The sequence below is a fragment of the Streptomyces glomeratus genome (assembly GCF_021462825.1).
GTDB lineage: Bacteria > Actinomycetota > Actinomycetes > Streptomycetales > Streptomycetaceae > Streptomyces > Streptomyces glomeratus.
Genome location: NZ_JAKEEB010000071.1, coordinates 1 through 9,776 on the forward strand (window position 1 = coordinate 1; position 9,776 = coordinate 9,776).

10 protein-coding genes and 1 riboswitch are annotated in these 9,776 nt (G+C 69.8%); of the genes, 4 read left to right on the forward strand and 6 right to left on the reverse strand.

Translation table 11 applies throughout. The annotated features are described in order from the left end of the window. Positions 1-315, forward strand: a 315-nt coding sequence (gene tnpA / locus LZ604_RS34910) for an IS200/IS605 family transposase (RefSeq protein WP_234520203.1), incomplete at its 5' end; no start/stop codon positions are given. A 258-nt stretch (positions 316-573) separates the two neighbouring features. On the opposite strand, the gene LZ604_RS34915 is transcribed toward tnpA, so the two are convergent. From LZ604_RS34915 to LZ604_RS34925, 3 genes are read right to left on the reverse strand one after another with little or no spacing between them, the layout of a single operon-like run. Continuing rightward, a complete protein-coding gene (locus LZ604_RS34915; protein ID WP_234520204.1) occupies positions 574-1,515 on the reverse strand; it encodes a hypothetical protein in 942 nt (313 codons plus the stop codon). Positions 1,516-1,517: 2 nt separating this feature from the next. Further along, positions 1,518-1,880, reverse strand: coding sequence for a hypothetical protein (locus tag LZ604_RS34920; protein WP_234520205.1), 363 nt, complete (start codon positions 1,878-1,880; stop codon positions 1,518-1,520). A 16-nt stretch (positions 1,881-1,896) separates the two neighbouring features. Then, entirely contained in the window at positions 1,897-4,599 is a 2,703-nt protein-coding gene (locus LZ604_RS34925) for a CHAT domain-containing protein (protein WP_234520206.1), read from the reverse strand. A gap of 613 nt (positions 4,600-5,212) precedes the next feature. Next, positions 5,213-5,282: riboswitch (guanidine-III (ykkC-III) riboswitch) on the forward strand. A 12-nt stretch (positions 5,283-5,294) separates the two neighbouring features. Here LZ604_RS34925 and LZ604_RS34935 point away from each other — a divergent pair. Beyond that, positions 5,295-6,176: an MBL fold metallo-hydrolase gene (locus LZ604_RS34935; RefSeq protein ID WP_234520207.1), complete on the forward strand. Its 882-nt coding sequence runs from the start codon at positions 5,295-5,297 to the stop codon at positions 6,174-6,176. A 183-nt stretch (positions 6,177-6,359) separates the two neighbouring features. Here LZ604_RS34935 and LZ604_RS34940 read toward each other — a convergent pair whose 3' ends face one another. Both LZ604_RS34940 and LZ604_RS34945 read right to left on the reverse strand, forming a co-directional pair. Further along, the gene (locus LZ604_RS34940) at positions 6,360-7,955 is read right to left on the reverse strand and encodes an MFS transporter (protein WP_234520208.1); all 1,596 of its coding nucleotides are present in this window, start codon (positions 7,953-7,955) and stop codon (positions 6,360-6,362) included. Positions 7,956-7,967: 12 nt separating this feature from the next. Beyond that, positions 7,968-8,666 (reverse strand): SDR family oxidoreductase, encoded by a 699-nt coding sequence (locus LZ604_RS34945; protein WP_234520215.1) that lies wholly within the window; start codon positions 8,664-8,666, stop codon positions 7,968-7,970. Between the two features lie 107 nt (positions 8,667-8,773). On the opposite strand from LZ604_RS34945, the gene LZ604_RS34950 reads away from it, so the two are divergent. Together LZ604_RS34950 and LZ604_RS34955 are read left to right on the forward strand one after the other, a co-directional pair. Continuing rightward, positions 8,774-9,265, forward strand: coding sequence for a winged helix-turn-helix transcriptional regulator (locus LZ604_RS34950; protein ID WP_234520209.1), 492 nt, complete (start codon positions 8,774-8,776; stop codon positions 9,263-9,265). Positions 9,266-9,377: 112 nt separating this feature from the next. Further along, the gene (locus LZ604_RS34955; RefSeq protein ID WP_234520211.1) at positions 9,378-9,539 is read left to right on the forward strand and encodes an alpha/beta fold hydrolase; all 162 of its coding nucleotides are present in this window, start codon (positions 9,378-9,380) and stop codon (positions 9,537-9,539) included. A 12-nt stretch (positions 9,540-9,551) separates the two neighbouring features. Here the strand turns inward: LZ604_RS34955 and LZ604_RS34960 are convergent. After that, positions 9,552-9,776: zinc ribbon domain-containing protein (locus tag LZ604_RS34960; protein WP_234520213.1), on the reverse strand; the 225-nt coding region annotated here is incomplete at its 5' end.

Consider the following 9,776-nt stretch of genomic DNA (forward strand, 5'->3'; position numbering starts at 1 on the left):
GCCATGCTGAAGCGGTGCGAGGAAATCATGCGAGAGGTGTGCGGCAGCTTCGAGACAGATCTGAAGGAGTTCAACGGCGAAAGCGATCACGTACACCTGCTCGTGCACTACCCGCCGAAGATCGCCCTGTCCAAGCTGATCAACAGCCTCAAGGGCGTCAGCTCCCGGTATCTGCGCGCCGAGTACACCGGCCGCATCAACCGCATCGGCATCGGCTCCGTGTTCTGGTCCCGCTCCTACTTCGCCGGCTCGTGCGGCGGCGCGCCGCTCAGCATCGTCCGCCAGTACATCGAGGGCCAGAAGCAGCCCACCTGACCGTCACCGAGGAGGCGCAGCGAACTCCGGCGCTGCGCGCCTCCGACCCGAGGACGCGTTTCCCTCCCCGGCTGAAGCCGGGGATACCCACGCAAGATCAGGGATGGGGAGGTTCATACCCCCACGCTGCCTGTCGCGATGGGGCGGGCGCATGAGTACGCGTGCTCAGCTTCGTATCGTGTCGAGCGATCTGTTGTTTCGCTCCGCCCCCCGCGAGTCTGCGCGCACGGTGGTCGATGCGCGCTTGCGGTGCGGCCGTCATGCCGGGAGGTCTTGGCTGAACCGTGGAAGCGTTCCACGTGCGCCGCGGCGGAGATAGGCCGTGAGGGCCTTGCCCGCGGCGAACTCGGTCGCGGGGTCGACGGGCAGGGGCCAGCGCAAGGCCTTGTACAGGGTGGAGCGGTGGAGGTCCCAGACGGCTTCGACGAGATCGGCGTAGGCCGTCGCGGTGCGGACCGCTGCGAGGTAGGAGGTCGTTGCGACGACCAGCGCGGCGGGAATCGCCCAGGCGCTCCAGGGCGTCCACACCAGGAGGAGGAGACCCCAGATCGTCCAGGTGGCGGCGCGATCGAGGGACGCCCGGGCGTGCGAGATCTCCTCGCGTGCCGGGTCGGGAAGCAGGAGCCAGAGGTGGGGCCAGCACACGACCGGATCGAGGCCGTACTTGCGGGCCGGACGGGACTCCGCCGAGCGCAGGGTGTTGCCCAGGCGGGTCGGCATCTGCTGGGCGGGGCTCGGCGGCATCCGGTTGAGGAGGCGGTCCAGTTGGATGGCCTCGGCCGTCTCCTCGGGGGTCAGTGAGTCCTCGCCGGTGAGCATCAGGGCGCGCCAGCGGGTTGCAGCGGAGGCGCGCCGGCTTGCCTTGCGGCCGACCAGCCGTCGGCGGGGCGCGGCCAGGAACCGCGGCCAGTAGCCCTCCATGAGGCGCAGCATGGGAAGGGAGAGGGCGTTGACGAACGTACCGCTGGCGGTGAGGAGGGCGAGAACGCCCAGGGCCAGGAAGAGTTGAGCCGCGGCCGGGAGACCGGTGATCCGGCTGGTCGTCTCGTTCAGCGCGGTCGGCCGGTGGCCGCCGGAGGCGTGGCCGTCGAACCAGGCCAGGGCTCCCGCCGACCAGAACGTCGCGGCCGGGGACAGCAGCGCGAGCGCAAACCGTTCCGCGAGCTTTTCGCCCAGACCGGTCCAGAGCTTGGTGAGCACGTCTACTCCGCCACCAGCGCTATCCGGTGTGCCGGGCAGTCCGGCACCGGCTCGCCGATCTCCTGGACCGGGTGGCGGTAGTCACCCTCGGGGCAGGCGTAGAAGAGCGGGGCGATGATCTCGCCTTTGCCCGGCAGCTCCTGATAGCCCTTTTCACCGTCCTTCTCCGGCGGGAGCAGCGCGTTGACCCGGTCACGCAATGCGGCATCGGCGGTGAGCAGTTCGAACAGGTCGTCTCCGACGAGTTCCCCGGCGCGCAGGGCCGCCAGGAGTGCCGTGAACCGGTCGGCCGTCACCCGATCGGTCAGCTGGGCGATCTCGGGTTCCAGGGCCACCGCCAGTTCCAACAGCGTGTCATCGTCCATCGGGTGTCTCCTTGGATCATCCACCGACAACACTGAACGCTGCCCATTCGGCAGGCTTGGCAAGCGGCCGGGCGTCGGGGTCGCGACGGCGCAGGGTCCGCCACAGAGGTCGTGCCGCGTCGGGCGGCAGACCGAAGAGGTCCGTCCCGGCTCCGGGTTTCAGATGGGCGGCCAGCTCGGCATGGGTGAGCGGCCGGAGCCGGTTGACGGCCGTGCGCAGCGCCCGGGCGGGCGGGTCCCCCTCGGCACGCCTCCGGTAGAAGGCCGCGACGATCAGGGCGGCAGTGAGGGAGGAGACCGCCCACTGGGTGGCGACCACGGCACGGCAGCCGAGCTGGAGCAGCGCCGTCGGCAGGCTGACGACCTCATCGGGGAGCTTGGTTCCCGCCTGGAACGTCTCGCAGGCCGACATCACGACGAGCTCGGCCTCGACTCGGGTGTTCAACGCGATGATGTCACCGACGGTCAGTGGCTCGTCTTCCGCCATCAGCATCCCGCTCATCAAGGGCGCGTCGCTCCTGCCGGCGCCGTGACACGAGAGGTGGATGAGGCTGGGTCCGTTCAGCGCGTCCAGAACCGCCGCGCGGGTGGCGCCCGGACCGGCGAGTACCTTTCCGGGGCCCGAGGCGGCGAGGGCCGCCGCGCATTCCGCACCGGACCAGGGCAGTGGGGAGGCGGAGACCGGGCGGGGATCGTCGACGACGAGAGCCTCCCGGAACCGCGCGGTGCCGGCGGGCCGCAGCGCCTGCGCGGTCGGCGTGTAACCGATGATCAATTCGTCGACGAGGTACCGTCGGCCGCCATCGGGGTGAGGCGACCACGCGGAGTGCAGGGGGAGCAGCGCCAGCCGGCCGGCGGGTATGAGGACAAGGTGATCGGCCTCCTTCGGAAGGCTCGGCAGCAGCGGATCGAAGATCACTTCCTGCGCCCAGCGGCCGGTTGAGTCGAGCGTCTGCGACCACAGCTCCGGGTCGGTGTGCCGCCCCTGATAGGCCCGGGCCAGCAGGTCGACACGTGGATCGACGGCGGCGTTCCTCAGCTCGGGCAGTTCGACGGAGCGCACCTTGCGCGCGCCCGGCGCGACGATCAGGGCTGTCCCTCCGATGTCGGCCGAGTCGAGATAGACCAGAGTCCGGTCGCCTGCGGCAGAACGAATGGACGGCAGGTCCGGAGGGTCGCCGCCCCGCATGCGGAGCGCCTCTGCCAGCAGCAGGGTTCGGCCGCGTTCCTGCAGCAGGACGCCGTGCTCGGGACGTCCTGAGCGGGCGCAGGCGTAGGCGGCGCGGGCGGGCACGCCCTGCGCGGTGCGCAGCCATGCCTCCTTGTCGACTCGGGAGTCCTGGCGGGCGAAGAGAAGCTCGATCGTCTCGATGCCGAGTTCGTAGGCCTTCACCGCCTCGCTCCACCTGCCGCAGGCTCCTGCCCACTCGCCCCAGGCGAAGGCGGCGGTGAGGGCCCACTCCGGCGCTCGGGCCATTCCGGTCTCGTACGCCAGCCGGAAGTAGCGGTGTGCCGGTCGGCGGTCGCGGCGACGGCTCCGCTCGAGATGTCGGCGGGCGAGCTTGGTGGCGAGGTTGAGATAGCGCGACGACAGCTCCTGGTCGTCAGCCGGTGAATGGGCGATGGCGTTCTCGTACTTGACGATGGCGCGGTCCCGATAGGCGGGATCGCCCGTCTCGTCGTAGGCGAAGGTCAGGCTGTTGCCCAGGTTGTTCAGCCGGGCCGGGTAGGAGTGGTCCCGCGGGTCGGTCGCTTCGACCACCAGGGTCAGGCTGTCGATGGCCTGTTCGAGCAGGGTCCGATCGCGGGTGACGGAGTAAGCCGCGTTCAGGGCGTTGGCCTGGTTGTTCAGTGCCACCAGCCAACTTCTGCGGCCTTCGGGGGCGAACCGGACGGCTTCCGCGTGTGCTTCCAGCGAGCGCTGGAGATCGGCAAAGTCGCCGGAGCGCACGTAGCGTTCGCGCAGCAGTCCGCCGAGTGTCGTGTGTCCATAAGCGGCGACACTCGAGAACTGGATGCCTTCGATGCTCTCCTGGAGCAGCGTCAGCGCCTCGTTCAGATCCGAGAGCCGCCCCGTCTCCTTGAACCGGGCCCGCAGCGACGAGGCGAGCATGACCACGATCACTCCGCGATAGGCGCTGTCGCGTGGCATCAGTGTGACGGCGGCCCGGTGCAGGGCGATGGCCTCGTCGGTGCTTCCGCGGGCGCGATCATGCATGTGCAGCCAGAGAAGGGTCCGGGCCAGGACATCCATGCAGCGCGGGCGTAGTCGGGTCTCCTCGGGAGGCAGTGCGGCGAGCACGGCGCGAAGGCGACGCTCCGCCGCGAGGGACTGAGCCAGGGAATTACGCAGCTGCGCCCGCCCCTCCTCGATGATGCCCAGGTGGTACTCCACATCGGCGGCCCAGGACGGAGCCGCGGCAAGGATCTCCGTCAGACGGGCGTGGGCCTCGTCCAGCTCCTCGCCCTGTCCGGTCTCGAGCGCGTGCCAGCACAGGCACACCGCGGCACGGTCCTGGCAGAGCAACCGGAAATCCGCCTCGGCGGCGCGGAAGTGTGGGTGATCGAAGATCTCCGACCAGGTGACGACGAGCCGTTCCAGGGCGTCGACCTCGTGGTCCCGCCACCAGGCGGTCAGCAGTGCATCGCTACGGTCGACCAACGGTGCCAGTTGGTCGGGAACGGTTGGCAGGGCCAGCCAGCCGAGTTGACCGGCCATGCCGGAAGCCAAGGGGTACTCGCGCACGCACCTTAATTAGCACGGTCTGTCACCGCCCACTTCCTCTTCGGGATATTGGTGGCCGCTGCTCCGCTTGCGGAGCGAGGCCCGCGAGCGCAACTTCGCCGTGCGCGGCTCGGCGTTCTCGGGGGCTTGGCGTCGAACATGTCGACCATCGCCTGCGCCATCGCGTCTGTCATCCCGAAGCCGATGAGGCGCTCGCCGTCTCGTTGGGCGACAGGTCTTCCGGGCCGAGCAGGCGACCTGGCCGGACTCCTCCCACGAGGGGTCGAGCGGCAGCCGCGCTGCGGTGGCGGCGATGTCACGATTGGCCACGGTGGGACTCTTCAGTTCCGGGTCGATCAAGGGCGGATCGACGCCCGCCGTTTCGCCGCGGCCGACCACATCGGCATCTCCCGGCTCGGCAAGCGCCTGGGACCCATCGACAGCGCGCTCGGGGAACTCGGCCTGCGGCGCCCGATCGCGGTCGCGTCGCGGTCGCGGCACCCAGCCATACGAGGCTTGGCCACCACATTGCAGGGAGGAGAGCGGCGGGCAGCCGGAGTGGCCCCGATGTCCTCCGGAGCCGGGCGAATGCCGTGGTAGCTTCCCCGTGGAGGCTCGTACGGGGGCCTGCCCCGGACGAGATGTGCGCCGTACCCGGTCTGCCAAGACGACGCACCGGAGGAGTCGTCGTGGTAACAGGCAGGCCGTCGGTCGATTTCGCCGCTGGTGGGGTGCCCGACCCGGGGGCGCTCGACGTCCGGTGGATTCATGGCTCGCCGTCGGCCAAGCACAACGCCGACCCGGACATCCAGGTACACCGGTACGACGAGCACACGTTCATCCTGCGGCAGAACATGGCGGTCAACTACGAGGCGCCCTTTCTGTTTCTGCTGTTCGGGAATGCTCGGGCGGTGTTGATCGACACCGGTGCCACCGCCTCCGCGGAGTTCTTTCCCTTGCGCCGGACGGTCGACGAACTCGTCGCCGGGTGGCTCGCCCGGCACCCCCGGGACGAGTACGGCCTGCTGGTTCTGCACACCCACCCGCACGGCGACCACATCGCGGGCGACGCCCAGTTCACTGATCGTCCCGCCACCACGGTGGTGGGCGCCGACCTGGCCACGGCCTGGGAGTACTTCGGGTTCGGGGAAGACCCCGACGCCGTGGCGCGGGTGGACCTGGGAGGCCGGGTGCTGGAGTCCTTCGCCACCCCCGGCCATCACGAGGCGGCGGTGACCTTCTACGACCCCTGGACCGGGTTTCTGCTCACGGGTGACACGGTCTACCCGGGCAGGCTCTATATCCAGGACCGGGCCGCCTTCGCCCGGTCCATCGACCGTCTGATCGAGTTCTCCGGCAGTCGGCCGGTTACCCACGTGCTGGGCTGTCACATCGAGATGACCCGGCAACCGGGCGTGGATTACCCGATCCGCACCACCTACCAGCCTGACGAGCCTCCGCTGCAGATGACCACTCGCCATCTGCATGAGATCCGTGCGGCGCTCGCGGAGGTCGGCGACCGGCCCGGTCGGCATGCCTTCCCCGACTTCATCCTCTGCCCCCGCACCTGATCGGCGTACGCCGCCGCACCTGATGGGCGTGCGCCCACCCACCTGGTCCACGACCGTCGTGGGCAGGGTCCACAGCGCGCAGAAGCGCGGCGGCGTGGAGGCGCGCAGCGACGTGCCCCCGGCCGTGTCCGCGGCCAGGGGCACTCCGCTCGTGCCGACTTCGAACACGGCTTGCCTGTGATGTCAGTTCGGCGTGGCCGTGGTGTGGTGCGGCCGGTTGTGTACCAGGAAGGCCGCGGCGAGGGCTGCGCACAGGAAGACCACGGCGATGACGGTCATGCCGGCGTGCACTCCGGAGGTGAAGGCATCGCCCACCGCGGCGGTCACGTTCGGTGGCACCGCTCCCCCGCCGGATCCGGTGGAGACGGCGTGCTCGACGGCCGGCCAGGCGGCGCGGGGGACATGGTGGGCGCCGAGCCGGGCCGGCAGTTGCGACTCGAGCCGACTGGCGAGCAGGGCGCCGAGCAGGGACGAGCCCATGACGGATCCGATCTGGCGGAAGGCGTTGACTGCTCCGGAGGCCATGCCGGCGCGCTCGTGCGAGACGCTGACCAGGGCCGCGGCGGTGCTGGGTGCGGCCACCAACCCGCTCGCGGCACCGAAGAGCACGTACAGCCACCACACGCGTGTGTAGGGGATGGTCGGGTCCATGGTGGTGAATCCCACGGCAGCCGCCGCGCCGAGAAGGAAGCCCAGGGTCAGGGGCAGTTTGAAGCCGATGCGCCGGATGACGCGTCCTGTCCCGTACGCCACGATCACATACACGCCGAAGAAGGGGAGCAGGCGCCATCCCACCCCCAGTGCGGTCAGCTGCTGGACGCGCTCGTAGTAGAGCGTCGACAGGATGGCGACGCCGGTGAAGCCGAACAGCGAGACGGCCGCGACGAACATGACCGCGCTGAACGACGCCGAGCGGAACAGGCTCGGGTCGAGCAGTGGCGTGGTGCTGGCGCGCTCGACGAGGACGAAGCCCGTCAGCGCCGCGGCCGCGACGAACCATGCGGCGAGGATGCGCGTGCTGGTGTAGCCGTCGTGTCCGCCTTCGATGAGGGCGTAGACGAGCGCGGCGATGCCGAGGACGGCCAGCAGCTGGCCGGGGATGTCGAGTCTGCCGCCGGGACTGCGTGACTCGGCGACGAAGGCGCCGATCGCCAGGGTGACCACGGCGAGGACGGCGGTCGAAAGGAAGACGGTGTTCCAGCGGAAGTGGTCCAGCAGGACACCGGCGATCAGCGGGCCGACGGCGAGTCCTATGCCGGACGACGCCGCCCAGGCGGTGACGACTTCGGTGCGCCGGTGGGGGTCGGGGAAGGCGGCGCCGAGCAGAGCGAGACTGTTGGGCAGGATGAGCGCACCGCCGACGCCGGAGACCAGTTGCCCGGCGATGATGCCCCCCGTCGAGTGCGCGGCATAGACGATGACCGATCCGAGGATCAGGACCACAGCTCCGCCGAGAAAAGTCCGTTTACGGCCGTAGAGGTTGCCGATGGTGCCCGCGGACAACACGAGGCTCGCTACGAGCAGTGTGTACGCGGAGGGGATCCAGACCAGTCCGCTCGGGGAGACGTGCAGATCGTCCTGGATGGCCGACAGCGCCGACACGGAGGCGGTGATCAGCAGGAAGGTCGTCATGGCGCCCAGGCACATGGCGATGAGCGTGACGCCCGGGGAGAGCCGGGAGGACGGGGGTGAGGAGAGCGGGTTGCCGGTGGGCTCGCCGGCGACGGGTCTGAGCCGGCCCAGCCGTCGCGGCGGAGTGGAGGGAGCGGTCGAAGGCACCGTTTCCTCGTCTCAGCCGAGCTGCGGGTAGAGCGCGGCGACGCCGTCGGAGAGACCGGACTGCACCTGTCGGCTGCGGTCGTCGACGACGATCTCGTGTGCGCCGGAGGCGATCCCGTCCACGGCCGCGCGGGCGACGTCCGACGGGTGGGTCTTGGAGTCCGTGACATGGCGGGCCATGTCGGTGTCCATGTAGCCGACGTGGAGTCCGGCCACGGTGATGCCCTTGGGCGCCAGCTGCTGGCGCAGGGCGTTGGTCATGTTCCACTCCGCGGCCTTGGCGGCGGAGTAGGCGCCGGTGGTGGGGAAGCTGATCCACGACAGGACGGACAGGATGTTGAGGACCGACCCGCCGCCCTGCGCCTCGATCACCGGGGCGAATTCCCTGATCACGCGAAGGGTGCCCAGGTAGTGGGTCTCCATCTCCAGCCGGATGTCGTCCCAGCTGCCCGTCAGCAGATCCGCCCCCGTCGAGGTTCCGGCGTTGTTGATCAGCACGTTGACGTCACCGGCCTCCTCGGCCGCCGCGGCGACGGAGCCGGGGTCTGTGATGTCGAGCCGGATCGCCTTCACGCCGGGCAGGTCGACCTGCTCCGGCCGCCGGGCCCCGGCGTACACGGTGGCGCCGCGGGCGGCCAGTTCCTGGGCGAGCGCCCTGCCGAGGCCGCGGTTGGCTCCGGTGACCAGGGCCTTTGCGGTGCTGATGTCCATCATTCCTCCTCCGGGGCGTGCACCCCTCAGCTGACTAATATTTTCAGAAGTCAGCTACGACGCTAACGTCTGGCTACCGATGAGGCAAGCCAGGCTAGGCTGGGGACATGACTGATCTGCTGACGGAACGCGACACCTGGTCCATGACCAACTGCCCCATCGCCCGCACCCTCGAGATCGTCGGCACCAGAACGGCGCTGCTGATCCTGCGCGAGGCGTTCTTGGGCACGCGCAGGTTCGACGACTTCGCCAAGCGCGTGGGCGTCGGCGAGCCCGCCGCCGCGGCACGTCTGAAGGAACTGACCGCCGCGGGGCTCCTGGAACGTGTCCCCTATCAGGAACCCGGCCAGCGCACCCGGTACGCCTACCAGCTGACCGAGAAAGGCCGTGATTTCCGGCCCGTGCTCATGGCGCTGCGGCAGTGGGGCGACACATGGGCCACGGACGAGCGAGGTCCCGCGCTGGTCGTACGCCACAAGGAGTGCGGCGCCCCGGTGCGCGCGGAGCTCCGCTGTGACGACGGCCACGATGTCGGGTACGGGGACACGGTCGTCGACCGCGGTCCGGGCCTCATCCGCACCAGCCCTGAGGGTGACTGAACCCGGCGGGGCGACTGACACCGCCGCGGCCGTTTCAGCCCGGCACCCGCCATCGGCCTTCCGGTGACCGGCATCCGGCCACCGCGACCCGCGACCGGCCATGGAGGTTTCCTTGACGCATGACTTTCATCCCGAGCGGAAGACCCTGCACAGGCCCAGCCAGACCCTGGCCTATCTGGAAGCGGGACCGCTCGACGGACCACCACTGATCTTCGTCCACGGCTGGCCCGCGCGGACCTGGCGGCATCAGGTGACTCCTCCCCCTCGTGAATGAGGGGGCTTCTCGCTATGCCGGTGCGGCGTGGCGACGGACCAGCCCGGCCCGTAGAACGTTCAGGGCGCCCACCGTGTCCGCGTGCGCCTGGTGGCCGCACGAAACGCAGTGGAACTTCTCCTGGGTGGGCCGGTTCTCCGCTGAGACATGCCCGCATTCAGGGCAGGTCCGGGAGGTGTTGCGGGGGTCCACAGCGATCACTTCCCGTCCGGCGCTTTCAGCCTTGGCGTGCAGGAT